This is a genomic window from Phaeobacter sp. JH20_08 (assembly GCF_048056635.1).
GTDB classification, from domain to species: domain Bacteria; phylum Pseudomonadota; class Alphaproteobacteria; order Rhodobacterales; family Rhodobacteraceae; genus Phaeobacter; species Phaeobacter bryozoorum.
This window is the reverse complement of the sequence record NZ_JAYMVV010000005.1, coordinates 522443-546194: the sequence shown is the minus strand read 5'-3', so window position 1 is coordinate 546194 and position 23752 is coordinate 522443. Positions and strand designations below refer to the sequence as shown.

The 23752-nt window shown below is 60.5% G+C and carries 22 protein-coding genes; 14 read left to right on the top strand and 8 right to left on the bottom strand.

Translation table 11 applies throughout. From position 1 onward, the window contains the following. Window positions 1–8 precede the first annotated feature (8 nt). From VWY75_RS04595 to iolG, 3 genes are read left to right on the top strand one after another with little or no spacing between them, the layout of a single operon-like run. Window positions 9–866 carry a 5-deoxy-glucuronate isomerase gene (locus tag VWY75_RS04595; RefSeq protein ID WP_416538435.1) on the top strand — a complete coding sequence of 286 codons (858 nt, stop codon included), beginning with the start codon at window positions 9–11 and terminating at the stop codon, window positions 864–866. Next, the gene (locus VWY75_RS04590) at window positions 863–1702 is read left to right on the top strand and encodes a class II fructose-bisphosphate aldolase (RefSeq protein ID WP_416538434.1); all 840 of its coding nucleotides are present in this window, start codon (window positions 863–865) and stop codon (window positions 1700–1702) included. Before VWY75_RS04595 ends, VWY75_RS04590 begins: the two co-directional genes overlap by 4 nt. Beyond that, entirely contained in the window at window positions 1696–2682 is a 987-nt protein-coding gene (iolG, locus tag VWY75_RS04585; protein WP_416538433.1) for an inositol 2-dehydrogenase, read from the top strand. Before VWY75_RS04590 ends, iolG begins: the two co-directional genes overlap by 7 nt. A gap of 12 nt (window positions 2683–2694) precedes the next feature. Here iolG and VWY75_RS04580 read toward each other — a convergent pair whose 3' ends face one another. After that, complete coding sequence (locus VWY75_RS04580; RefSeq protein WP_416538432.1) at window positions 2695–3879, bottom strand: phytanoyl-CoA dioxygenase family protein; 1185 nt, start codon at window positions 3877–3879, stop codon at window positions 2695–2697. Between the two features lie 94 nt (window positions 3880–3973). On the opposite strand from VWY75_RS04580, the gene VWY75_RS04575 reads away from it, so the two are divergent. The 6 genes from VWY75_RS04575 to VWY75_RS04550 all read left to right on the top strand — a co-directional run bounded on the left by VWY75_RS04575 (window position 3974) and on the right by VWY75_RS04550 (window position 10567). Further along, window positions 3974–5011, top strand: coding sequence for a LacI family DNA-binding transcriptional regulator (locus VWY75_RS04575; RefSeq protein WP_416538431.1), 1038 nt, complete (start codon window positions 3974–3976; stop codon window positions 5009–5011). Between the two features lie 225 nt (window positions 5012–5236). After that, window positions 5237–6202, top strand: a complete 966-nt coding sequence (locus tag VWY75_RS04570; protein ID WP_416538430.1) for an NAD(P)-dependent oxidoreductase — start codon at window positions 5237–5239, stop codon at window positions 6200–6202. A 177-nt stretch (window positions 6203–6379) separates the two neighbouring features. After that, window positions 6380–7192 (top strand): IclR family transcriptional regulator, encoded by an 813-nt coding sequence (locus tag VWY75_RS04565; RefSeq protein WP_416538429.1) that lies wholly within the window; start codon window positions 6380–6382, stop codon window positions 7190–7192. Between the two features lie 22 nt (window positions 7193–7214). Next, a complete protein-coding gene (locus VWY75_RS04560; protein ID WP_416538428.1) occupies window positions 7215–8528 on the top strand; it encodes a selenium-binding protein SBP56-related protein in 1314 nt (437 codons plus the stop codon). A gap of 72 nt (window positions 8529–8600) precedes the next feature. Next, on the top strand, window positions 8601–9350 hold the full coding sequence (locus tag VWY75_RS04555) for an SCO family protein (RefSeq protein WP_340544736.1): 750 nt from the start codon (window positions 8601–8603) through the stop codon (window positions 9348–9350). Beyond that, window positions 9347–10567 (top strand): cytochrome-c peroxidase, encoded by a 1221-nt coding sequence (locus tag VWY75_RS04550; protein WP_416538427.1) that lies wholly within the window; start codon window positions 9347–9349, stop codon window positions 10565–10567. The genes VWY75_RS04555 and VWY75_RS04550 overlap by 4 nt, the downstream gene beginning before the upstream one ends. A gap of 90 nt (window positions 10568–10657) precedes the next feature. Here VWY75_RS04550 and VWY75_RS04545 read toward each other — a convergent pair whose 3' ends face one another. Beyond that, complete coding sequence (locus VWY75_RS04545) at window positions 10658–11113, bottom strand: Lrp/AsnC family transcriptional regulator (RefSeq protein WP_374015359.1); 456 nt, start codon at window positions 11111–11113, stop codon at window positions 10658–10660. 146 nt (window positions 11114–11259) lie between these two features. Here VWY75_RS04545 and VWY75_RS04540 point away from each other — a divergent pair, with 146 nt between their 5' ends. Next, window positions 11260–11694, top strand: coding sequence for a universal stress protein (locus tag VWY75_RS04540; protein WP_416535851.1), 435 nt, complete (start codon window positions 11260–11262; stop codon window positions 11692–11694). 19 nt (window positions 11695–11713) lie between these two features. Further along, complete coding sequence (locus tag VWY75_RS04535) at window positions 11714–13258, top strand: alanine/glycine:cation symporter family protein (protein WP_416538426.1); 1545 nt, start codon at window positions 11714–11716, stop codon at window positions 13256–13258. A 37-nt stretch (window positions 13259–13295) separates the two neighbouring features. Here VWY75_RS04535 and VWY75_RS04530 read toward each other — a convergent pair whose 3' ends face one another. Beyond that, on the bottom strand, window positions 13296–15665 hold the full coding sequence (locus VWY75_RS04530; protein WP_416538425.1) for a Hint domain-containing protein: 2370 nt from the start codon (window positions 15663–15665) through the stop codon (window positions 13296–13298). Window positions 15666–16074: 409 nt separating this feature from the next. Here VWY75_RS04530 and mscL point away from each other — a divergent pair, with 409 nt between their 5' ends. Together mscL and VWY75_RS04520 are read left to right on the top strand one after the other, a co-directional pair. Next, window positions 16075–16509 (top strand): large conductance mechanosensitive channel protein MscL, encoded by a 435-nt coding sequence (mscL, locus tag VWY75_RS04525; protein WP_340544729.1) that lies wholly within the window; start codon window positions 16075–16077, stop codon window positions 16507–16509. A gap of 130 nt (window positions 16510–16639) precedes the next feature. Then, on the top strand, window positions 16640–17446 hold the full coding sequence (locus tag VWY75_RS04520) for a mechanosensitive ion channel family protein (protein ID WP_416538424.1): 807 nt from the start codon (window positions 16640–16642) through the stop codon (window positions 17444–17446). A 60-nt stretch (window positions 17447–17506) separates the two neighbouring features. On the opposite strand, the gene VWY75_RS04515 is transcribed toward VWY75_RS04520, so the two are convergent. The 3 genes from VWY75_RS04515 to VWY75_RS04505 form a co-directional block, all read right to left on the bottom strand. After that, window positions 17507–18034 (bottom strand): GNAT family N-acetyltransferase, encoded by a 528-nt coding sequence (locus VWY75_RS04515; protein WP_340544726.1) that lies wholly within the window; start codon window positions 18032–18034, stop codon window positions 17507–17509. After that, window positions 18031–18480, bottom strand: coding sequence for a YtoQ family protein (locus VWY75_RS04510; protein WP_416538423.1), 450 nt, complete (start codon window positions 18478–18480; stop codon window positions 18031–18033). Before VWY75_RS04510 ends, VWY75_RS04515 begins: the two co-directional genes overlap by 4 nt. A 178-nt stretch (window positions 18481–18658) precedes the next feature. Then, on the bottom strand, window positions 18659–19294 hold the full coding sequence (locus tag VWY75_RS04505; protein WP_340544723.1) for a class I SAM-dependent methyltransferase: 636 nt from the start codon (window positions 19292–19294) through the stop codon (window positions 18659–18661). Between the two features lie 87 nt (window positions 19295–19381). Between VWY75_RS04505 and VWY75_RS04500 the strand changes: the two genes are divergently transcribed. Beyond that, window positions 19382–20260, top strand: coding sequence for a LysR family transcriptional regulator (locus tag VWY75_RS04500; protein WP_416538422.1), 879 nt, complete (start codon window positions 19382–19384; stop codon window positions 20258–20260). Between the two features lie 67 nt (window positions 20261–20327). On the opposite strand, the gene pheT is transcribed toward VWY75_RS04500, so the two are convergent. Together pheT and VWY75_RS04490 are read right to left on the bottom strand one after the other, a co-directional pair. Next, a complete protein-coding gene (gene pheT, locus VWY75_RS04495) occupies window positions 20328–22724 on the bottom strand; it encodes a phenylalanine--tRNA ligase subunit beta (protein WP_416538421.1) in 2397 nt (798 codons plus the stop codon). A gap of 89 nt (window positions 22725–22813) precedes the next feature. Beyond that, window positions 22814–23635 carry an alpha/beta hydrolase family esterase gene (locus VWY75_RS04490; RefSeq protein ID WP_416538420.1) on the bottom strand — a complete coding sequence of 274 codons (822 nt, stop codon included), beginning with the start codon at window positions 23633–23635 and terminating at the stop codon, window positions 22814–22816. Between the last annotated feature and the right edge of the window lie 117 nt (window positions 23636–23752).

Genomic DNA, 23752 nt, shown 5'->3' with positions numbered 1-23752 from the left:
GACCCCCCATGCATATCGCCCCCCATGACAACCAGAACAAAGCCATCGTCGATGCCGACAACGATCTGGTGCCGCTCAACTATTTCAACATCGTCAAGCTGACCAAGGGCCAGACATTCGAATATCTGGTCCCCGGATATGAGACCTGCATCGTTCCCGCCACCGGTACCGTGGATATCGAAGTGGAAGGTCTGAGCTATGCCGGGATCGGCAACAGAACCGCGGACGTCTGGGATGGCGAACCAGAAGGCGTCTATATCCCGGTCGGCGCAAAGGTCACGATCACCTGCACCACCGACGCAACGGAGACCTTCGTTGCCGGTGCAAAATACGACAAGGTTCTGGAGCCGTTCGACGTCCGCGCGGACGGCATCGACCTCGTGCAATACGGATCTGATGACACCAAGACTCACCGGAAGATCAAACATATTCTCGGACAGAAGCAGCATGACAAGGTCGGACGCCTGCTGGTTTCGGAGTTGTTCACTGTGGGTCAAGGCGGCTGGTCCGGCTTTCCGGCGCACAAGCACGACACCGATCGCAAGGACGCCGATGGCAATATCATCGAAACGCGTCATGACGAGACCTATAACTTCCGCTTCCGCCCCAACCATGGTTCCGGCGTCCAGATCCTGCAACGCGAAGAAGGCAAGCCGGGGGATGCTTACCAACTGATGGACGGCTCCACCATCATGATCGACAAGGGCTATCACCCCTGCGCCGTGATGCCGGGATATGAGATGTATTATTTCACCATCCTTGGCGGTCTGAGCCAGCGCAGCCTGATCCAGTATTTCCAGCCAACCCATGCCTATCAGGTCGAAACGATCCCCGGCATCAAGGATATGGTGGCCAAGTTCAAATGACCGTTGCAACTCTGGCTGAGGTCCTGCAAACGGCCCTGCGCGATGGCTATGCCGTCGCCGGGCTGGTGACGCTGGGCTGGGAAGACATGCGCGCCTATGTGGCAGCGGCAGAGGCCGAAGGCGTGCCTGTGATCTTGCAGGCGGGGCCATCCTGTCGCGCCCATACGCCGCTGCCAATCCTGGGTAAGATGTTCCACCATCTGGCCGAGGCCGCATCGGTTCCGGTGGTTGCACATCTCGATCATGGCTACACCCCAGAGGATTGCCGTATTGCCATCGACAGCGGCTTTACCTCCGTGATGTTCGACGGCTCTCGCAAACCTCTTGAGGACAATATCGCCGAAACCGCTGCCATCGCCGAAATGGCCCATGCCGCAGGTGTCTCATGCGAGGGTGAAATCGGATTTGTCGGCTACTCGGGCGGCGAAGGGTCGGCAGGAACTGATCCTGAAGAGGCCCGCCGCTTTGCACTGGAAACCGGCGTGGACGCGATGGCAATCTCTGTCGGCAATGTGCATCTGCAACAGGACAAGGACGGCGGGCTGGATATTGACCGGATCCGCGCCATCGAGGCCCTCACCGAGGTGCCGCTGGTCATCCATGGCGGCTCCGGCGTACCGGTCGCACAGCGCAGAATGCTGGCCCGCGAGTCGCGTATCTGCAAATTCAATATCGGCACCGAATTGCGCATGGCTTTCGGCGCCGCCATGCGCGATGCGGTCAACCGGGACCCGGACCGCTTTGACAGGGTCAGCATCCTGTCGGAAACCCACGATCCGGTCGTTGCCGCGGCGCGCGGCGTTCTTCGCGCCTTCAAGGGAGAAACACAATGTTGAATATCGGCCTTCTGGGCTGCGGGCGCATCGGTCAGGTCCACGCCCGTTCTGTTGGACAATTGGACGGCGTGCGCGTGACAGCCGTCGCCGATGCCGTGCCGGAAGCCGCCAGCGCGCTGGCCAGCAAGATCGGCGCGGATGTGCGCGACGCCTCGGCGCTGATCACCAGCGCGGACGTAGACGCGGTGGTGATTGGCACACCCACCGATACCCACTACGACCTGATCCATCAGGCAGCAGCGGCGGGTAAGGCAATTTTCTGCGAAAAACCGGTCGATATGTCCGCCGACCGCATCCGTGATTGCCAGAAGGTGGTGGCGGAGGCAGGGGTTGCGTTCCTGACCGCGTTCAACCGACGGTTTGACCCCAACTTTGCCAATCTGCAGCAGCGTCTGCGCGCGGGCGAGATTGGTGACGTAGAGATCGTCTCGATCCTGTCGCGCGATCCCTCTCCGCCCCCGGTCAGCTACATCAAGACCTCTGGCGGGTTGTTCCGGGATATGATGATCCATGATTTCGACATGGCGCGTTTTCTGCTGGGCGAAGAGCCAATTCAGGTCTTCGCCGTCGGCTCGGCCCTGGTCGACCCGGCTATTGGCGCGGCAGGTGACGTGGACACTGCCTCCGTCACCCTGACCACGGCCAGCGGAAAGATCTGCCAGATCTCGAACTCGCGCCGGGCCACCTATGGCTACGATCAGCGGGTTGAGGTACATGGCTCCAAAGGGATGCTGCGCGCTGCCAACATGCTGGAAAACACGGTCGAGGTTGCCGGGGCCAATGGCTTCCAGACAGCGCCCGCGCAGCATTTCTTCCTTGAGCGCTACGAGGCTGCCTATCGCAACGAAATGGCCCGCTTCGTCGAGGCTGTTCAGGCAGGCACCACCCCGTCGCCCAGTATCGACGACGGGCTTCGCGCTCAGATGTTGGCCGATGCCGCCGCCAAATCGCTTGAGACGGGGACACCGGTCCAACTGTAGTAGGTCAGATTATCATGCCCGGCGGCGCGCGTCTTGCGCCGCCAGCGCTTCGTTGAAACGCTCGGGCGGCCAGCCCTCAGCCAGCGCCTGATGCAGCAAATCCGCCTGCGTCTGCGGGGCCAGACCTCCCGTCGGCGGATCTCTATCCAGATTGGTCGGAAAGGAATAGCCCTCGGCGCAGGCTGCGATTGCCGCGGCGCGCTCCGCCTCTGGCATCGCGCCCTCAGCCTCCAATTGCACCAGCGCAGGATAAAGCCGCTCGGACATGCCGCGCCGATCCACGGTTTCCATCGCGCGACCAAAGGCAGACGAGACCTGCAACAAATTCGCCATGCGCTGGACATCCTGCGACCGGTTGGCGCCTGCGGCATGAAACAAAGCCGGGTTGAAAAACACCGCATCGCCCTTGGCCAGTGGCAGCTGGACATAGCGCTCCTCGAAATAGGCGCGGAAATCCGGCCGCCGCCAGGCCACATAGCCCTCCCGGTATCTCTGCGAGAACGGCAGCAGCTTGGTTGGGCCGCTTTCAACCGGCATGTCCCCATGGGCGACCGCCCCCTGCAAGGTCAGAACCGGCGACAGATCATGCACATGGGCTGGATACTGCGAGGATGTTTCCGCCGTTTGAAAGCCCAGATGATAGTCGCGATGCGCCTGCTGGGCCTCACCGCCCGGCCGAACCAGATTGATCTGCGCCGTCATCTGGTAGTTCGGCCCCAGCCAAGCCTCGCAAACTGCGGCCAACGCCACATTACCAAAGTAACGCGCGAAGACCTTCGGCGCGGCCTCGCAGAGTTTCTGAAGAGAGTTCCAGATCCGGTCATTCGAGCCTGCCGCCGCGAAGTGATCCGCACCGCCACCATTGGCCAGCTTCTCCTGCGCGATGATCTGTTCATATATCGCGCTCGCGCTGTCGATAGCAGCCGTGTCCTGATAGGCCTGTTTCAGCACCAATACGCCGGCCCCTTCGCGCAAACCTTGCGCCCATTCCGCCATCAGCCGCCGCCGGTCATCACTGTTGCCGAGCATCCCGCTGAGGGCCGTCATGTCGTAGATCGGGATATTCTTCACGATGGCACCCGCGAGCGGCACCTGATCCGCCGTCAAATCCTGTTCAACCAGCTTCCGAAAATCACTCAAGTCACATCCGGCAGGGTCGAAATAGGTATCTCCTCTCCTTGCTGCTCTGTCCGCCATCCCTGTTCTCCTTTGCGTGGTTTCAAATCTCCTGCCATCAGACTGCCGGTGTAATCACTTGTGGTCAGCCGCATGATCCATCAAAAATACATCAATGAGCCATCGCTTCCCGATTAAGGATATCGCTCGGCAGTCCGGGCTGAGCACGGCAACCGTGGACCGCGTCCTGAACGGGCGCGCCAATGTCAGCGCCCGCAGTCGCGCCAGGGTCGCGGCGGCCATCGCCGAGCTGGAGGGCCAGGAACAGCAGCTCTCAGCCCGTGGGCGACGCCTCTATTTCGACGTTGTTGTCGAGGCTCCCGAACGGTTCAGCCGGGAAATCCGTCTCGCGACCGAGGCCGTCCTTCCAACCATCGGTCCGGCGGTGATCCATACCCGCTACAGTTTCCGACAGATTATGTCCGCCGATGACTGCGTTGAAATCCTCGGGCAGATCGCCCGGCGCGGCAGCCATGGGGTTGTGCTGAAGGCACGGGATCTGCCTCAGATTATTGCAACGGTGGCCGAACTGGACAGCAAAGGCATTCCTGTTGTCTGTGTCTTTACCGACCTGCCAAACAGCCCCCGCAGGCTCTATTGCGGACCCAACAATTATGCGGCGGGCCAGTCTGCCGCCTACATGATCGACAAATGCCTTCCCGGCATCCCTGACCCGGGCGCAACCATCCTGACCACCCTTAGCCAGATGGCATTCCACGGTGAGGAACAACGGCGGCGCGGCTTCTTGCGCGTCTTGCAGGAACGCCGCCCGGATCTGAGACTGGTCACCCTCAGTGCCGGTGCAGGCCTTGCGCTGGAAACCACGGAGCTGCTGCGTCAACGGCTGGCCGAACCGGATCTCGGCCAGATAGTGGCGGTCTATTCAATGGGCGGCGCCAATCGTGCCATCATCGAACAGCTGTGCGCCTTTGGCCACGAGCCCCGCGCCTATATCGCCCATGATCTGGATGCGGAAAATCGAACCCTGATGCGTCAGGGCAAGATCACCGTGGTCCTGCAACACGACATCGCCAGCGATATGCGCAATGCCTTTCTCAGCCTGCTCCATGCCAACCACATCCTGAAGGCACCTCCCCCCGCGACTCAGAGCAGGATCTCCATGGTTACGCCCTTCGACGCCAGCGAAAGCTGACCAAAGCGTGCCTTTATCGGCTTCTTCCGGAACACAGGAATATTTCTGCGCTGGCGCTTTCAACATAGCCTGCGACGCAAATGCCCTTTTGATTGCAAGCGCCAGTCCTGGCGCTAAAAGCCCGTCTCGCCAAAGGCCGATTTTTCAGCCTCGAAGATGCAATTCTTGTTTCTCTTTGCGCTCATTCTTGGAATGCTTTCGACAATAGCCAGCAGGGAGAGCGGCATGAAAGTAGGATTTATTGGCCTTGGCAACGTCGGCGGCAAACTGAGCGGCAGCCTGCTGCGCAACGGTATCGACCTCAGCGTCTATGACCTGAACGACACGCTGGTCGCAAAGGCGGCCGAGGCGGGAGCGACGGCAGCGAAGAACCCCGCCGAGTTGATGCGCAGCTGTGACGCGGTGATCACCTGCCTGCCGTCGCCTGCGGCCTCGGATCAGGTTATGCAGCAGATGCTGCCGGAGATTGGCCCCGGCAAGATCTGGATGGAGATGTCCACCACCGATGAGGCAGAGGTCAAACGCCTCGGCGAGCTGGTGGCGCAGGCGGGCGGCACAGCCGTAGACTGCCCGGTGTCGGGCGGATGCCACCGGGCCGATACCGGAAACATCTCGATCTTCGCCGGATGTGACCGCGAAACCTTCGAACGGATCGTCCCCCTGCTGAAAACCATGGGGCGGCGCATTCTGCACACCGGGCCGATCGGCTCGGCGTCGGTGCTGAAGGTCATCACCAATTATCTGGCCACCGCCAACCTGCTGACCTGCTGCGAGGCGCTGGTCACGGCCAAGGCTGCAGGCATGGATCTCAACACCGCCTATGAGGCGATCAAGATCTCCTCCGGCACCTCATTCGTGCATGAAACGGAAAGCCAGGTGATCCTGAATGGATCCCGCGATATTTCCTTCACCATGGATCTGGTTTCAAAGGATATCGGCCTGTTTCAGGCAGTGGCGGATCGGCATAACGTCCCCCTCGAAATCAACCCGTTGATGATCAAGATCTTCAAGGACGGCGAAGCCCGTTTCGGCAGCCGCGAATTGTCGCCAAACATCATCCGGCGGCTGGAAGAGGCAACAGGGTTAGACATCAGAGCGCCCGGATTTCCGGCTGAGATGGTCGACGACGAGCCGGAGGAACCGGGCTACGAGGTGATCCCCACGGGCCGCAACGCAGCTAGCGGCAGCTAAACCTCCGATACGGAAAATGGTAGTGGGGGCGTCTGGCGGTGCCCCCCTTTAGGCACCTGTGCCCGGTGCGTTGGCTCGCGGGCTAGTTGCGCATAGTTCCGCCGACACACCCTATAGAGTCTTGCCAGACTCATTTTTCCCGAATTACGGTACTATTGTCCGTATTATGGGATTCACATGCAGGACCGTCAGATCCTCCTTCTGGAAGCGGTAGCGTCGTCCGCGACGCCAGTGAGCGCAAGCGAGCTGGCCAGAATGACGGCGACCCCTCGGGCCAGCCTCTATCGCCATATTGCCACCCTGCTGGCCTGCGGGTTCCTGGAAGAGATCGACACCGGCAACCGTTACGTATTGGGCATGCGGTTCATCAAGATTGCGCTGACCGGAAAATCGGACACTCATGTGATCAACGCGGTCTCCGCCGTGCTGCTACGGGTGGTCAAAGACCTGGGAGAAACCGCATTTCTGGCGCGCTACCGAGCTGGGCGCGTTGACCTCATCCATACGCAGGTCCCGACAGATCCTTCTGTTCCCCATATCTACCCCGGGTTGGGCGCGCGTCCGGTTCATGCCTGCTCCTCGGCCAAGGTTATTGCCGCCTTTTTGGCACCGGAGCTCCAGTGTGATCTGATTGAAACGCAACCCACGCGCTTTACCGACAAGACCCGCACCGACCCCGAGCAGATCACCCGCGAATTGCAGCAGGTGCGCCGCCACGGCTATGCAACCTGCGACGGCGAGATCGACGTCGGTGTCACCAGCATCGCCGTACCAATCATTATTGATCGTCTCGGCGCGGTTTTTTCCATGGGCGTGGTCGGGCCATCTGCCCGCATCACTCCGGCCATTCACCCCCGCATTCTGCCAATTTTGTCGAAAGAAGCCTTTCACGCCGCTGCGGCCATTCAGCATTGCTCGGTCGTTGAGGCGGAAACCACAAATGCCATGTCACTGGCTGCAGCAATGGAAAGGTCGAACCAACAACACTGAATTTATTGAAGGGAGAAAGAACATGAACAGAAGAGAATTCGGCGGGCTGACCGCTGCTGCTGCACTGGCCATGGCCGGCCCGTTTCGCGCCTTTGCAGACGAGACCTGCCAATCCCCCTATATGCCCAAGATTACGGGCCAAGAAGAATTTGTGTACGTCTGGACCCTCGGTGTCGAGGGGATGGGCGACGAGCAGGACAAGATGGTAACCGTCGACCTCCGCCCTGGCTCATCCACGCGCGGAGAGGTCATCCACAGCCTCTCTGTAGGGGGCCGAAACGAGGCTCATCATGGCGGCTTCTCCGCAGATCGTCGGTATTTCTGGACCGGCGGGCTTGATACCAATCGCATCTTCATCTTTGACATTCACAGCAACCCGGCGGCCCCCAAGCTGCACAAGGTGATTGAAACCTTCGTCACCGATTCCGGCGGTGTGGTTGGTCCCCACACGTTTTTTGCCCTGCCCGGCAGCATGATGATCACCGGGCTCAGCAATCAGGACGATCACGGCGGTCGCACGGCGCTGGTCGAATATAACGATGATGGAGATTACGTCGCCACCTACTGGATGCCCACCGCAGATGACATGCAGGGTGCCGTTGCGGTGGATGGCGCGGTTGCCGATGGCTACGGCTACGATATCCGCGCGCTGATCCGCAAGAATGTCATGCTCACCTCCTCCTTCACGGGCTGGTCCAACTACATGATGGATTTTGGCCAGATGTTGCAGGATCCCGAAGCGATGAAACGCTTTGGAAACACGATGGTGCTGTGGGATCTGCACACCCGCCAGCCCCGCAAGGTGTTCAATGTGCCCGGCGCACCGTTGGAAGTGCGCTTTCCCTGGGGGCCGAATGCCAATTATGCCTTCTCCACCACCGCGCTCACCTCGCAGCTGTGGCTGATCTACGAAGACGATGATGGCGAATGGCAGGCCAAATCGGTCGCGGATATCGGCAACCCGGAGGACATCCCCCTGCCCGTCGATATCTCCATCGCTGCGGATGATCAGACGCTCTGGGTCAATTCCTTCATGGATGGCAAAACCCGCCTATTTGACATCTCGGACCCGCATAACCCGTCGCAAATCTACGAGAAGACCATCGACCGGCAGGTCAATATGGTCAGCCAGAGCTGGGATGGCAAACGGGTCTATTTCTCGTCGTCGCTGCTCGCCAACTGGGACAAGAAGGGCGAGGATGATGTGCAGTATCTGCGCGCCTATACATGGGACGGCACAGATCTGGTCGAAGATTTCAATATCGACTTCTATGCCGCTGGATTGGGCCGCGCTCACATCATGCGCTTTGGCAGCTCGGCGCTTTACTCAGCCTGACTGCCAGTTCCCGGGGCGGCCAGCTGCCGCTCCGGTCTCCCCTTGCGGACCTAAACTTGCCGGAGGATCTCCATGCGCAAGACAACACTCGCTGTTTCCATCACCGCCGCTGCGGCCTTGCTGACGGGCGTTGTCGCCCTGGCCGACACCTGGCGTCCCTCAGATCTGCTCGCACGGTTGACACCTGCTGCGCTGCGGACCGCCACCACTCCCTTTTCCGATATCTTCCCGAGCGATCCCGCCTTCCAGTTCAGCCCACCGGAACCGGGATCCTATAGGCTGAACCGGCTGAAGCCCGCACCCGATGGCGCGGTTCTGACCACAAACGGAATACAAACCCGCCTGCACCAGCTGTTCGACGAGAAAATCACCCTCGTCAGCTTTGTCTATCTTACCTGTGGCGATGTGGACGGCTGCCCGCTGGCCTTCTCGACGCTTTATGACATTCATGATGCCAGCGCCCAGCTGCCCGGACTGCGCCAGAAGGTGCAGCTGATGACCATCAGCTTTGACCCCGAGCGCGACACGGTAGAGGCGATCGCCGCTTTTGCCCACCCGGTCAGCAGCGATCCCGCCAGCGCGCAGAAACTGGACTGGCACGTCCTGACCACCGCTGACGCGGAGGCGCTGCGCCCCTTGCTGGATGGATTTGGCCAGGTGGTTGATCGCGGATCCTCGGATGATCAGATCAATCACCTGCTTCGGATGTATCTGGTCGACACCCAAGGCATGATCCGCAACGTCTATGGTCTTGGCCTGATCGACCCGCGCCTTTTGATGACCGACGTGGAGACCCTACTGATGGCGGAGGCCGCAGAGTGACCCACCGCCCGCCCGCCTTGCTGCGTCAACGTCTTGCACTATGTGCGGCGCTTCTGGCACTGCTCTGGACCGTCCCGGCATCGACTGCGGCGCCGCTACAGATCTCGGCGGAAACCTGTGAACGCTCGCCCGATAATTGGGCTGAAGCTGCGTCAAGACGTAGCCGGACGCCGCAGCTCGGCCTACCGCCATTGCAACATCCGGCCGACAACCCGCCCACAGCAGCACGCATTGCGCTTGGCCGACGGATCTTTTTTGATCGCGCCTTGTCGATCAACAACACCATGTCCTGCGCCATGTGCCATGTGCCGGAACAGGGATTTGCCAATTGGGAGTTGGCGACCTCCATCGGCGTCGAGGGCCGCAGCGTGAAGCGCAATGCTCCCAGCCTGATCAATGTCGGCCTGCTGCGGCCCCTGTTTCATGATGGGCGCGACCCTACACTGGAAACCCAGTTCATCGGACCGCTCACCGCCCGTAACGAGATGGCAAACCCATCGGTGGGCCACGTGGTTGCCTATCTTCAGGAGCAGGCTGACTATGACCGATTGTTTCGCGAGGCATTTGGTGCCTCCGCGTCTCTGGATCGCATAGGTATGGCGCTCGCGGCCTACCAGCGCGCGTTGACGCTGGGCAACAGCTCGTTCGATCGGTGGTTTTATGGCGGCGACAGCGCTGCTGTTTCTTCGACCGCCAAACGTGGTTTTGACCTCTTTCGCGGCAAGGCAGGCTGCGTCTCCTGCCACAGCATCGGACCAGATGACGCGCTCTTCACCGATCAGCAGTTCCACGACACAGGCTACGGGCAGATGCGCGAACTGGCGCGACAGAACCCGCCCGAAACCCTGCCGGTTCAGGTCGCTCCCGGCGTGGTCCATCAGATCGACTACGCGCTGGTTCGCGCCGTCAGCGGGCCGCGGGAGGCCGATTTGGGGCGCTACGAAGTCACCGAGGATCCACGCGACCGATGGCGTTTCCGCACGCCGACGCTGCGCAATCTCGCCGTCTCGCCGCCCTATATGCACGACGGCGGGTTCGGCACCCTTGCTGAGGTGATCGACTTCTACAATGGTGGCGGTGCCAATCTGCCCGGTCAGGATCCGCGCATTCGACCGCTCCGTCTGACCGATGGCGAAAAGCGAGACCTGCTGAGCTTCCTCGAGACGCTCACCTCTTCGGGACTGGACTGCCTCGTCGCGGAGGCACGCCAGCGATAGGCGCCGAACAGCCCGCAAAACCGGTCGGGCGTCCTGAAATCGCCCAAACTCCATGATCAATAGCCGAAACAGACCTGAAGAGGGCGCGTCTCACTCTAGGTGATAGCCGCGAAACTCCTTCACCGTAGAAACCGCCAGCAAGGTCTTCATCTGTGCGACCGACGGGATGTCCGACAACCGGTTGCGATAGAGGTTTTCATAGGTTTCCGTATTGCGCGCCGCGACGCGTATCAGATAGTCGAACTCGCCCGAAATTAGGTGGCATTCCAACACCTCGGGCATACGGGCAATGGTGTTCTCAAAGGCCTGGATATGCTCGCGCTGCTGACCGACCAGCTTGATCTCGATAAAGATCTGAAGCTCCAGACCAATCTTCTTGCGATCCAGCCGCGCGGCATAGCCTTCGATCATACCGCTGGCTTCCATCAACTTGACACGACGGTGACATGCGGACAAAGACAGCCCTACTTTCTCCGAGAGGCGCGCCATTGATATCTGACCATCCTGCTGCAGGGCGGAAAGAATACGAGAATCCAGCATGTCCATCGGAAATTTTCCCAATACTTAATCGTTATCCGCACATTTTTCCGAAATTTTCCGAATAGGCAAGGAAATCGAGAACCTTTCCTATCAACAACGTCATAAAATTGAGACACTTCGTCACAGGGATGACGTAACCAAGGGAGGGGCAGATGGCCTCAAAAATCGTAGTTGGCTACGACGGCAGCACGAGCGCGCGGAGTGCGCTCAACTTTGCGCTGGGTGTAGCAAAGGCACAGGGCGGCAGCATCGTAGTCGCGCATGTGCTGGAATGGTCACCATATTCTTTTCTATCCGCAGCCGAGCTGGCAGAGCGCCACAAGCGCCGCACCGAAGAGCTTGAACGCGCCGAGACCGCGCTGATCCAGCCCCTGCTCAAGGATCTTGAGACCAGCGGTGTCGAGGTCACGGCCACCGTGAAATACGGCAATATCGCCGAGGTTCTCGTGTCCATCGCGAAGTCCGAAGGGGCCAATCACGTGGTTATCGGGCGCACCGGCCATTCCGCATTGTCATCGCGGCTGTTTGGTTCGGTCGCAGGCAGTCTGGCGCAGGCCGCGCCGGTTCCGGTCACCATTGTCCCATAACTGATCGACAGGGGTCATCATGAACAGTTTTTCCAAAGCGGCCGCACTGGCCGTCCCCGGCGCCCTAGTGCTGTCGGGTCCGCTAATGGCACAGAGCATCGACCAGAAGGTCAACGATCTCTTTGCCAGTTCCACGGGCTGGTTTGTCAATTTCATCTTCAGCCCATTTCCGGGCACCAGCTTCCCGTGGATCGTGGCATGGCTGGTAATTGCAGCGACGATTTTCACCATTTATTTCGGCCTGATCCAGTTCCGCGCCTTCCCGCACTCGATCTCGCTGGTGAAGGGCGACTACTCCGACCCGAATGACGCAGGCGAGGTCAGCCATTTCCAGGCTCTGGCCACAGCGCTTTCCGGCACCGTTGGCCTCGGCAATATCGCAGGCGTCGCGGTTGCGGTTGGCATCGGTGGTCCTGGCGCAACCTTCTGGATGATCCTCGCGGGTCTGATGGGGATGGCGTCGAAATTCACCGAATGTACGCTCGGTGTGAAATACCGCAACGAATACCCTGACGGCACAGTTTCCGGTGGCCCGATGTACTACATGACCAAGGGCTTTGCTGCGCGTGGCCTGCCCGGGGGCAAGTTCATGGCGGTCCTGTTCTCGATCTTCTGCATTCTGGGCGCCCTTGGTGGCGGCAATATGTTCCAGGCCAACCAGGCCCATGCGCAGCTGACCAATGTTCTGGGCGACTATCCGGGCTGGGTCACCGGCGTTATCTTCGCTGGTGTCGTCTTTGCCGTGATCATTGGTGGCCTGAAGTCGATCGCCAAAGTCACCGAAAAAGTGGTGCCGTTCATGGGCGTGCTCTATGTGCTGACCGCGCTGGTGATCATCCTGATGAACTTTGACAAAATCGGCTGGGCCTTTGGCCAGATCTTCGACGGTGCCTTTACCGGTCTTGGCGTTGCGGGCGGCATGGTTGGCGCACTGATCCAGGGCTTCAAACGCGCGGCCTTCTCCAACGAAGCGGGCGTTGGCTCCGCGGCAATTGCCCACTCCGCCGTGCGGACCAAGGAGCCGATCACCGAAGGTTTCGTCTCGCTCTTGGAGCCGTTCATCGACACCGTGGTGATCTGCACCATGACCGCCTTGGTGATCATCATCACCGGCCAGCTGGTCAGCAACCCTGAAACCGGTCTCTACGTGCTGAACGAGGCAGGAAGCGCGATCCAGACCGTGGATGGCAATTCCGGCGTGGCTCTGACATCTGCGGCCTTCTCGTCGGCATTTGGCTGGTTCAAGTATATTCTGGCCATCGCGGTGATCCTGTTTGCCTTCTCCACCATGATCAGCTGGTCCTACTACGGCCTCAAAGCCTGGACCTTCCTGTTCGGTGAGGGCAAGACGACTGAACTGGTCTTCAAGTTGATCTTCTGCCTGTTTGTCATCATCGGCGCCGCGGCCAGCCTGGGTCCGGTCATCGACTTCTCCGATGCGGCAATCTTTGCCATGGCCGTGGTGAACATCGTCGCGCTCTACTTCCTGATGCCAATCGTCAAGGGTGAGCTGAACAGCTACATGGCACGCCTCAAGACCGGTGAAATCAAGAAGTTCCAGTAACAAAGCAGCAACCCGGCCGCCGATGGTGGCCGGGTTATTAGGCTGATCCGTCGCCGCGATTGTGCCGACCTGCGGACAGCAACACCCGCGCCTCATGGCTGCGCAAGGACCGCCGCGCCGTCGGAAAGGCCTGCCCCATACTCTCCAGCTCCGGGAACAGTTGGCAAAGCTCTGACCGCTGGGCCGTATCCATCCCCGCCAGTGTCAGGTCACCGGGTTGAAAACTCTCGCTCCAGGCTCCATCGACGCAGATGATTTCATGCTGATCGAAGAGCAGATGAATATAGGTCACATCCAGTGTTCGCGCCCGGCGGATATCGCGATCGTTGATCAGATGCACAGCCGCCACCAGCACCTCGTTTGAGCCGAACAGCAGTTCGGCACGGCTTCCCGTCAGCAGCATCCTGTGTTGCGGTGACACCATCATATCCCGGTTCGGCACAAGCTCGGCCCCCTCCTGGCCGAGCGCCCCGGCCTCAATCAGGATCGGTTGGAACTGAGGGCGGCGTGCCAACTCTGCCGTTGTAACCACCCGTCGCGCGGTCCAGCGCAGGGTTTGCAACCCGCTGTCGCGCGTCAGGACGCGATCACCAATCTCTAGATCCTCGACCGGAACCGCACCCTGCGGTGTCAGGACAAGGCTGCCCGGCGTAAAACAGGGAATGACCTCTTCGATGTTATAGAAGGTCAACGTTCCAACGGTGTCATTGTTGTTGTTCGTGACCTCGACCCGGCCGTCCTCGCGGTCAGCGCTGGTATAGATGATCCGGGTGTTTCCAAGCGCGCGCAGCTCGCTGATATCAAGCCGGTCGTAATCATCACCACCTTCGCCACCATCGACGATATCCCCGGCCCCGCCGATCAACAGATCCCGGTCATCCTCGCCGTATAGGCTGTCCGCACCCGCACCGCCGATCAGCGTATCAGCGCCGCTTCCGCCTTCGATTATGTCATCTTCGCTGCCGCCATCCAGCGAGTCGCCGCCTGCGCCGCCACTCAGCTGGTCATAGCCCTCGCCGCCCAGCAACGTGTCATTGCCGACGCCGCTGTTCATCACGTCGTCGCCACGGCCACCTTCGCCATAAAAGGATGACCCGGCGGTGCTCCCATCGAGATAGTCATTGCCATCGTCGAGGAAGATGCGGTCGGAATCTTCATAGACACCGATAAAGGCGAGGTCGTCGCCATCGCCGCCATGGATCTCATCATTGCCCTGGCTGCCCGCCAGAATGTCATTGCCAGCCCCGCCCCAGACGGTGTCGGTTCCCATGCTGCCGATCAGCGTGTCATTGCCGTCTTCACCATAAATCAGGTCATCCTGATCGCGGCCAAAGACATGGTCGTCCCCTTCCCCCGCATAGATCAGATCGTTGCCATAGAGCCCTTCGAGCTGGTCATTGCCAGCCCCGCCATAGATCGTGTCATCGCCATAGCCTGCGGTGATCGTATCGTTGCCATCGCCGCCCAACAGCAGATCGTTATCGTCGCCGCTGCTAAGCGAGTCATGCCCGATACCACCTTCCAGCGTGTCGCGCCCGGCGCCGCCCTCCAGCGTGTCGCTACCGATGCCACCTTGCAGCAGATCATCACCTGCGCCGCCCTGTAGCAGATCGTTCCCATCGCCGCCAAACAGGGTGTCCGACCCGATACCCCCTTCGACCGAGTCATCGCCGGCACCTGCATCGACCCGGTCATCCCCCTCACCTGCGATAACCGTATCATTGCCGCCGCCGGCCTCGATCACGTCATCCTGGGAGCCATCAGCCGCGTCGGCGCTGTCGACCCGATCGCCTTCGGGATCGCCCAGGTAGTTGACGTCGATGCGCTCGCCGGAATCGGTGCCTTCGACGATGTAGTCCAAGGCCGGCGGGATCGTGAACGTCAGATCGGACAGTCCCGCTCCGCCGGAAACAGGTGCGTCCCCCCCATTGTCAAAGATCACATCCAGCTGCGAAACGGGGCCGTCGATTGCAATACCGATATCGGCGGCTGTGCTGCCCTCAGCCTCGATCGAGACCGTACCATCGGCGTTGACCGAGACCTGATGGTGGGTAACCCCGGTCAATCCGGCAATGATCTGCGATGCCGGGATCAACACACCGCTTGCGTCCAGCACCCGAAGCGTAAACTTATCGTCATTCGAACTGCCGTTCGAATTCACATGCTGAAGATCAAACCGTAAATTGGTGACAGGATTGGAGAACCCGTAACTTGCGGTGATGGGATCGCTGACGCCAAAGGCACCGAAATCGGAAACCGCGTAGCCATCCTGCGAACTGTCCCAGCTGTCCGCTGTGAACGTGCCTGTCACAACCGTGGTATTGCCGCCTTCACTCAGTGAGGTAGACCCACTTTGCGCGGTGCCGTTGATGCCGGTCAACCAGATCGCATTGTCAAGAATGGCCATGTCTCGCGTCTACCTTGTACCTAACAATTAACTCCGCTCCAGCAACAGCAGCGGACACCCCGCGCCGATACAGCCGGCGCCCCCGATGACGCGCCCGCGCCCAGATCCCACAGGCGGCGCGCTGTTCGGGTCCAGGGAAAAACACATCCAACGGCCAAGATTTACCCGGCAAACACGTCCAACACAGGACCGCTCTGGGACCGGTGCTGGCCCATTTTGCGGTCAGAATATGGCGAAACGCCGGACCGGTGCTGCTGCGATGGTCCGCGCGACAGGGCTACGGCTAGAGTTTTCAATGCAAAATCAATAGCAGCGGCGGCCAAAACCTGACTAAACTGCGGTCATGCAGCGCGCAGATGGTCGCGACGTCTGCTCAATGAAAATGACTTCGTTAACAGGGACAAACAACATGCTTCAGGAATTCAGAGATTTCATTGCCAAGGGCAATGTGATGGACATGGCCGTCGGCATCATCATCGGCGCCGCCTTTACCGCGATCGTCAGCAGCATGGTCAACGACCTGATCAACCCCATCATCGGATTGTTCACTGGCGGGATCGATTTCACCAACTCCTACCTGGTCCTTGCGGGCAACGTCCCTGAAGGTGCGAGCCTGGAGGCCGCACGTGAGGCGGGCGCCGCTGTGTTTGCTCACGGTGCCTTTGTGATGGCAGTGATCAACTTTCTGATCATCGCATTCGTGGTGTTCATGCTGGTGCGCTACGTCAACAAGGTCAAAGACGCCGCTTTCCGCAAGCAGGAAGCCATGCCCGCCGAGGAAGCCCCCGCCGGCCCCACAGAGCTGGATGTCCTGTTGGAAATCCGCGACTCCCTGAAACGGTAAGCAGACACAGACGATCCGCAGGTGGCATCCTGCGGCCGGTCGGACTAAGGCCACATGTCGGGCACCGGCGACCTCGCGTTGCCGGTGATCGGGCATTCCTTTGAGACAATGGCAGGGACCAGACAACGACATGGAAGAATGGATCGAACAATTGGGCGCGCTCTGGCCCTTGCTAATCAGTACGGCCAAGGCGCTGGTTGTGCTGGTGCTTGGCTGGATAACCGCCGGTATCATCAGCAGCGCCGTGCGCCGTCGCATCAACGCGACGCCACATCTGGATCAAACACTCGGTAATTTTGCCGCCAGTGCCGTCCGCTGGATATTGCTGGCCATCGTGCTGGTCGCCGTGCTTGGCATCTTTGGGATAGAGGCCACCAGCCTGGTCGCCATGCTCGGCGCTGCGACCCTGGCGATTGGCCTTGCTCTCCAGGGAACGCTGAGCGATCTGGCTGCGGGCGTCATGCTGGTTCTATTTCGCCCCTACAAGCTCGGCCAGTATGTCGATATCGGCGGCACCTCCGGCACCGTGGTTGACCTGAACCTCTTCGTGACCGAACTGGTCACACCGGACAACGTCCAGATCATCATTCCCAACGGTCAGGCCTGGGGTGCAATCATCACCAATTACTCCGCCCATGACACCCGCCGCGTGGATATGGTCTTTGGCATCGACTACGGCGACAGTGCCGATGACGCCAAGGAGATCATCATGGCCCTCGCCGAGGCCGATACACGGGTCATGGCGGATCCTGCTCCTTGGGTCCGGGTGACCAATCTTGGCGACAGCTCGGTCGATCTCACCGCACGTCTGTGGTGCAAGGCCGCGGATTATTGGGAGCTGAAGTTCGCAATGACCCAAGCCGTCAAAGAGGCTTTTGACGACAAGGGCATCTCAATCCCCTACCCGCACAGCGTGGAAATCAAGAAAGAGGGCTGATCTCCCGGCAGCCGCCCCGGATCAACGTGCAGGGCGGCTGTCTATGGCTTCGAAAGCGTGCTAGCGCGGGATCGCTCTGGTCATCACCAGTGTCGGCTCTTGACGGTAGTTGGCTTCGTGACTGGCGCTGTAGCCCATCTTCTCGGCGACTCGGATCGAGGCTGCGTTGTCAGGATCCAGAAGACAACAGGTTGATCGCCATTGAGTCTCCTCGGCAGCCCACCGGTGTATGCGCTCGACCGCCTCTGTCGCCAGCCCCTTCCCATGCTCCGCTGGCATCAGCCCCCAGCCCGCCTCGGGCACCGAGCCGAGCGGAGGATCGATATCGCGCTGATAATCAGCAAAGCCGGCGGTGCCGAGATAGCGTCCGTCGTCGCGGCTGGTGATCGCCCAGTAACCGTAACCCAGCACCTGCCAATGTCCGATGTAGCGCAACAGGCGCGTCCAGGTTTCCTCGCGGCTGGCCGGGCGACCGATCGTATGACGGACAACCACCGGATCCATCCACAACGCCGTCAGCGCATCAAAATCCTCCAGCCGGTGAGGGCGCAGCGACAGCCGCTCCGTCGTCAATGTCGGCCCGGTCACGCAGGCAGGCTCCCCTGCAACACGTAGCGCAGAATTTCGACAACCTGCCGCGGTTCTTTCGCGACAGCCAAGGCAGCGGCATGTACCTCTTTCAAGGCATGCTGATGCTCATCCTGGGACAGGACAATCAGCGACTTGCCCAGAGCGGCCGCATAGCCCGCATCAAAGGCCGCGTTCCACTGTTTGTATTTTTCGCCAAAGCGGACCACGACGATATCCGCGTCTGACAGACCCTTGCGGGTGCGAATGGCATTGACCATCGCGCCTTTGTGGTCGTGCCAATACTTGTTCGGCTCACGGCCCAGAATAGCCACACCGCAGTCATCGCTGGCGTCATGATCGGTAACCGGGCTGGCAAAATGCACATCCAGGCCCGCTGCACCATCAATAATCTGGTCCCGCCAATCGGTGTGAATTTCGCCTGAGAGATATACGTTCAAAGTCACGGAATGTCCTTTCCTGCGCGAGCAGCTGACGGTTTCGGCCCGCCCTGCCAGATGCTGTCTGTTGCTGGCCCCGCCAATGTGATGTGCCCTGGCGCCGGGACCATAGCCCGTTCGGCCGGCAGGCAGAGTATCCACCAGCTGCAACAATTCGTCCACCGCTTCGCGTCAGGTCAGGAAGCTAGCGCCGCCGTGCCACCAGATAACGGCTCGGTATCGAGATCGGGTAATTGCCGGTCTCGATAATCTCGAACCCGGCCCGCTCCACGGCGGCCTCCAGCTCAGCAATACTTAGCAAAGCCACCGAACTCGGCGCCTTTCCGACCAGACGCATCAATGGGATCAGTACCGAGAACATCCAGTACTTCAGGCTGCCACGCGCCTCGCCCAGACAGGGTGTCTTGGAAATGAACAGCTTCCCGCTCGGCACGCGTTCGGCGACCGACGCAAGTGCGGCATCCACATCCGGAACCAGATGCAGAAGGTTGAAAGCCATCACCACGTCAAACGGTCCGGCTGGCAGCGCGTCGTCACCGCAATGTTCAAAGGTCACGTTGTCCGCCCCGGCCTGCGCGGCCCTGTCGCGACCGATGCGCAGCATTCCCTCCGACAGATCGGTTGCAGTCATCGCCGAAACCGCGTCCGACAGTGCGATCGCGGTGGATCCCGTACCGCAGCCCACTTCTAGCACGTGGTCGCCCGCCTTCAGATAGGCTCTCGTGCGCTCCAACGTGTATTGATAGGCGGCCTCATCCCGGATTTTGGATTTGGCGTATTTGGGGGCAGTCCTGTCCCAGAAGCGCGCATCGGTTGTCATCTCTGTCCTCCTAAGATGGCTACAGGCTACCCATGCAGAAACCTAAGTAAAATTGCCAAAATTTGCAGGTAAGGTATACATATTTGTATGGATAAACTCGACTGGAATCATATCCGGGCGTTTCTGGCGACGGCAGAAACCGGCTCCCTCTCCGCCGGTGCGCGCAAGCTGGGGCTGACCCAACCGACCCTGTCCCGACAGGTCGCAGCCCTCGAAGCCGATCTCGGTGTGATGCTGTTTGAACGTCCGGGGCGCCGTCTGGCACTGACTTCCGCAGGGCAGGATCTGCTGGACCACAGCCGCAGGATGGGGGCCGCAGCCGAGGGCCTGTCACTGGCGGCCAGCGCCTCGGCCCAAACCATCGAAGGCACCATTCGGATTACCGCAAGCGACGTCGTGTCGGCCTATGTGCTGCCGCCTGTGCTGCGCCAGATCCGACAGCGCGCGCCGCGGCTGACGATAGATGTCGTGGCCGCCAACGACATCCGGGACCTGATGCGACGCGAAGCGGATATTGCCATCCGCCATGTGCGCCCTGACCAGCCGGAACTGATCGCGCGCCTCGTGCGCGAAGCGCGGGCGCATTTTTACGCCGCCCCGAGCTATCTGGAGCGGCGGGGTCGTCCGGCATCAACCAGGGAGTTGGCAGACCACGATTTTGTCGGTTTTGCCGATGTGGACCGTTCGATTGACTTCCTGGCACCGCTTGGAATCCATCTTGCGCCGGAAAACTTTCGGATCAAGTCCTCCAGCGGTCTTACCGCCTGGGAGCTGGTCAAACAGGGCTTCGGCATCTGCCCGATGATGGAGGATGTGGCCGAGCCCACGCCCGGCATTGAACGGCTACTGCCGCGGCTGGATCCAATCGTATTTCCGATCTGGCTGACCACTCACCGCGAGCTCCACACCAGCCGCCGCATCCGGCTGGTCTTTGACCTTCTGGCAGATTTTCTCGCCCAGAACTGAAAACGCGCCCTCAACCGGGGCGCGTTTCCAGAATAATACAGGTTTCAGCCAGAGGTCACAGGCGCCGTTATCCGCGCAATGTGCCGCCGGTGGCCTTGGTGACTTTTGTGACAATCTTGTCGCTGACCGCTTCGATATCCTTTTCGGTCAGGGTTTTTTCGGTCGGCTGCAAGCGGACCGTGATGGCCAGAGACTTGTTGCCCTCTCCCAGGCTGCCGCCGATGAACTCGTCAAAAACGCGCACATCATCAATCAGCGCCTTGTCGGCGCCTGCGGCGGCATTGACCAGGGTAAGGGCTTCGACGTCCTCGGCCACGACAAAGGCGAAATCACGCTCGACCGCTTGCAGGTCGCTTTGAACCAGCGCACCACGATTGGCCCCGGTTTTGCGTGGCATCGGAACTTCGTCAGGCCAGATGGTAAAGGCAACAGCTGACCCCTTGATCCCCATTTCGCTCAGAACCTTCGGGTGCAGTTCGCCAAAGACACCCAGCACTTTCTTCGGACCCAGGCAGATTTTGCCATGCCGCCCCGGATGCCACCAGGGCTCTGCCCCGCGAAGGATCTGGACCTTGGCAGGCGCACCGATTGCGGCCAGAACCGCCTCGATATCTGCCTTGGCGTCAAACGTGTCGACCGCGCGGCTGGTGCCATGCACATCCTTGGGGCCGGTACGGCCAACCAGAAGGCCGGAAATCAGGTTATGCTGCTCACCCGGTTCACCACCGTGAAAAGCAGGTCCCGCCTCGAAGAGCGCCAGATCCATGAAGCCACGCGCCTGATTGCGTGCGGTAGCCTGCAACAGCCCGGGCAACAGTGCCGGACGCATGTGCGACATCTCGGAGGAGATCGGATTGGCCAGCATGGTCGCATCGTCCCCGCCACCAAACAGCGTTGCAGAGGCCTTGTCGATGAAGGTGTAGCTCACCACCTCGTTATAGCCGAGGCTGGCGCAGGTCCGCCGCGCGATCTGCTGGCGGCGTTGCTCAGGGGTCATCACCGGTGCAGGGACGCCATCTGTCAGGCGCTGCAACGGCTTGCCTTCCAGTTTCGTGAGCGACGCGATACGCGCCACCTCCTCGACCAGATCAGCCTCCCCCATCACATCCGGGCGCCAGCTCGGAACGTGGGCCATATTGCCCTCGAGCCGGAAACCCAGACGGGTCAGGGTCTGGCGCTGCTCGGATTCCGGGATATCCATCCCGACCAGCGACTGGACCCGCTCGGGATCCAGCTTATAGGCGCGCGCGTGATCCGGTACAGCGCCTGCGATCACCACATTCGACGGCTCGCCACCGCAGAGGTCGAGGATCATCCGGGTGGCATGATCGAGACCTTCACGGGTGTATTCGGGGTCGACGCCCCGCTCGAAACGGTAGCGCGCGTCCGAGTTGATTTTCAGCGCCCGGCCAGTGGTCGCGATCTGCACATGGTCCCAGAATGCGCTCTCAAGGAACACATCGGTCGTTTCCTCGGTGCACCCGGTGTCGGCCCCGCCCATGATGCCCGCAATGCTCTCCGGGCCATTGTCGTCGGAGATGACCATCTGCCCTTCGGCGAAGGTGTAGTCCTTCTCGTCCAGCGCGGTCAGCGTCTCGCCACCCGCTGCCCGGTGGATGCGCAGATTGCCCGCCACCTTGGCTGCGTCAAAGACATGCAGTGGGCGGTTCTGATCGAAGGTGAAATAATTAGTGATATCAACCAGTGTCGAAATCGGACGCAGACCAATGGCGCTCAACCGGTCCTGTAGCCACTGCGGGCTAGGGCCGTTCTTCACGCCGCGGATCAGGCGACCGGTGAACAGCGGGCAGCCATCCAGCGTATCTGCGTCGATATTGACCTTGATCGGGCTTTCGAATCCGCCGTCGACCGGCTCGATATCAAGCGGCTTCAATGTGCCCAGCCCGCGTGCGGCCAAATCCCGCGCGATCCCCCTAACCCCCAGCGCATCCGGGCGGTTCGGCGTGATGGCGATTTCAATAACGGGATCGACCTTGGCCGGGCTATTCTCGGCCAGCCAATCGACGAAGCGATCGCCGACATTGCCCGAAGGCAGCTCGATGATGCCGTCATGTTCATCCGACAGTTCCAGCTCGCGCTCGGACGCCATCATGCCAAAGCTCTCGACACCGCGGATCTTGCCCACACCGATGGTGATGTCGAGACCGGGAATATACATGCCCGGTTTGCAAACCACGACGGTGATACCTTCACGGGCATTGGGCGCGCCGCAGATGATCTGCATCTCGCCTTCGTCGGTGTCGACCTTGCACACCCGCAGCTTGTCCGCGTCGGGGTGTTTCTCGGCATGTTTCACATAGCCCAGCGTAAAATCCTTCAGCCGGTCCGCAGGGTTCGACACACCTTCGACCTCAAGCCCGAGGTCGGTCAGTGTTTCGGTGATGTCCTCGACGGAGGCCTCAGTGTCGAGGTGGTCTTTCAGCCAAGAAAGAGTGAATTTCATCGGTCCGGTTTCCTATGGCAAGCCATGCATGTTGCAGCAGGCAATGACAAAGATTGCCCCCATGTGCAAGCCTTGGCTCCGCTCTCGGTCTAAGGATAGCTGGGGGTGAGACCCAAAAGCTCATCCAGCTGCCGACCGATCCAACCATGCGGGATGAAATGCCCGCCCGGGTGCAGATCCAGGGTGACATCATGCCCACCGCAGCTCCAGCCGGTGCGCGAAAACGTCAGGAAACTGCGGACCTGCCAATCTCCCTGCGCCTCGCCTCTGCCGGAACAGTCGAACGCCCGCCGCCACAAGGCCACCGGATAGGTCACATCACCCCCCGGCCCCATCGGAAAATCCATCACCGTGTCCGCAAGCCCGTGCACATGCCGAACCTCCTGCGGGGCCTCGGCGCAGGTTTCGGTTTGATCAATACTGCCCGCCACCGCCAGCAATGCCGCAATCCCCTTGCCGCTCTGGCAGGCGTAACGCCAGGCCATGGCGGATCCGTAGGAATAACCCGAGACAAAGACCTGTTCGGCATCGACCGGGTAGCGTTTTGCCACATCCGCCAGCACCGCATCGGCAAAGGGCACATCCTCGGTGTCTGCCGTCCAGAAATTCCAGCTCTTGCCACGGCCATTCGGGGTGACCAGCAATACGCCCCGCCGTTTGGCCGAGGCCCCGACCCGATCGGAGCGCAGCGCATGTTTGCCTGTTCGCGACCAGCCATGAAAATGCATCAGCACAGGCAGCGGCGCGACACCGTCCCAGTTATCAGGCTCCATCACGTGATAGCTGCGATCTCCCAGCGCGCAGGCCAGCTCTTCGCCGCAGGGGTCTGCATTTGCCTTCCACGGCCCCATGGCCGCGACAGAGGTGGCACACATGTAAGCGGTTGAGAGCAAGAGGAGAAAACGTGTCATAGACGGGAGACTACCCGACACCACGCCCCTGTCATTTCACATGTTTGTGGGGCGGTGAACCTAGGCCCCCAAACCAAAACGCCCGCCTCAGGTACGAGGCAGGCGTTCAGAAGTCCG

Bases quoted from the DNA above. Each gene is read 5' to 3' on its own strand.
- VWY75_RS04590 (WP_416538434.1), top strand. From the start codon at position 863: ATGACCGTTGCAACTCTGGCTGAGGTCCTGCAAACGGCCCTGCGCGAT.
- VWY75_RS04490 (WP_416538420.1), bottom strand. From the start codon at position 23,635: ATGACACGTTTTCTCCTCTTGCTCTCAACCGCTTACATGTGTGCCACC.
- mscL (WP_340544729.1), top strand. From the start codon at position 16,075: ATGCTTCAGGAATTCAGAGATTTCATTGCCAAGGGCAATGTGATGGAC.
- VWY75_RS04565 (WP_416538429.1), top strand. From the start codon at position 6,380: ATGCAGGACCGTCAGATCCTCCTTCTGGAAGCGGTAGCGTCGTCCGCG.
- VWY75_RS04520 (WP_416538424.1), top strand. From the start codon at position 16,640: ATGGAAGAATGGATCGAACAATTGGGCGCGCTCTGGCCCTTGCTAATC.
- VWY75_RS04580 (WP_416538432.1), bottom strand. From the start codon at position 3,879: ATGGCGGACAGAGCAGCAAGGAGAGGAGATACCTATTTCGACCCTGCC.
- iolG (WP_416538433.1), top strand. From the start codon at position 1,696: ATGTTGAATATCGGCCTTCTGGGCTGCGGGCGCATCGGTCAGGTCCAC.
- VWY75_RS04570 (WP_416538430.1), top strand. From the start codon at position 5,237: ATGAAAGTAGGATTTATTGGCCTTGGCAACGTCGGCGGCAAACTGAGC.
- VWY75_RS04500 (WP_416538422.1), top strand. From the start codon at position 19,382: ATGGATAAACTCGACTGGAATCATATCCGGGCGTTTCTGGCGACGGCA.
- VWY75_RS04535 (WP_416538426.1), top strand. From the start codon at position 11,714: ATGAACAGTTTTTCCAAAGCGGCCGCACTGGCCGTCCCCGGCGCCCTA.
- pheT (WP_416538421.1), bottom strand. From the start codon at position 22,724: ATGAAATTCACTCTTTCTTGGCTGAAAGACCACCTCGACACTGAGGCC.
- VWY75_RS04555 (WP_340544736.1), top strand. From the start codon at position 8,601: ATGCGCAAGACAACACTCGCTGTTTCCATCACCGCCGCTGCGGCCTTG.
- VWY75_RS04560 (WP_416538428.1), top strand. From the start codon at position 7,215: ATGAACAGAAGAGAATTCGGCGGGCTGACCGCTGCTGCTGCACTGGCC.
- VWY75_RS04530 (WP_416538425.1), bottom strand. From the start codon at position 15,665: ATGGCCATTCTTGACAATGCGATCTGGTTGACCGGCATCAACGGCACC.
- VWY75_RS04595 (WP_416538435.1), top strand. From the start codon at position 9: ATGCATATCGCCCCCCATGACAACCAGAACAAAGCCATCGTCGATGCC.
- VWY75_RS04545 (WP_374015359.1), bottom strand. From the start codon at position 11,113: ATGGACATGCTGGATTCTCGTATTCTTTCCGCCCTGCAGCAGGATGGT.
- VWY75_RS04575 (WP_416538431.1), top strand. From the start codon at position 3,974: ATGAGCCATCGCTTCCCGATTAAGGATATCGCTCGGCAGTCCGGGCTG.
- VWY75_RS04505 (WP_340544723.1), bottom strand. From the start codon at position 19,294: ATGACAACCGATGCGCGCTTCTGGGACAGGACTGCCCCCAAATACGCC.
- VWY75_RS04540 (WP_416535851.1), top strand. From the start codon at position 11,260: ATGGCCTCAAAAATCGTAGTTGGCTACGACGGCAGCACGAGCGCGCGG.